General features: G+C 60.9%; 1 pseudogene. It reads left to right on the top strand.

Going from position 1 to position 366, the window contains the following annotated elements:
- Positions 1-366 (top strand): annotated as a pseudogene (locus AC1RPX_RS07790) (hypothetical protein); the annotation flags it as partial.

The following is a 366-nucleotide window of genomic DNA, read 5'->3' as shown; positions in this document are numbered from 1 at the left end:
ATATGGACAAGGAAAAGAAGAAGCGGAGCGTGGAATTCACGGCGATGGTCGCGGCGCACGAAGCGGGCCACGCTCTGGTCTACGCGCTGCTGAAGCGCGTTGCTCCGTTCGAGCTGAAGGTGAACGTCGCATCGTTCAAGGGCGGTTACATGATGCCCGTGGTCGAGGGCGAGGATATCATGTCGAAGCAGAACGTTCTGGACGAGATTTGCGTGTTGCTCGCGGGCCGCGCGGCCGAAGAGCTGGTGTTTGGCCAAACCTTCTCGTCGTCGGGGGCCGCATCCGATATCGGGAAAGCCACGCAGCTCGCGGGTCAGTACACGCGTCACTGGGGCTTTGACGGCAATATCGCGCGCGTCGATAAGC

It is taken from the genome of Dellaglioa sp. CoH-56-MRSF-14, from assembly GCF_056782115.1.
The sequence above is the reverse complement of the archived record's forward strand: the minus strand, read 5'-3'. Positions and strand labels throughout refer to the sequence as shown.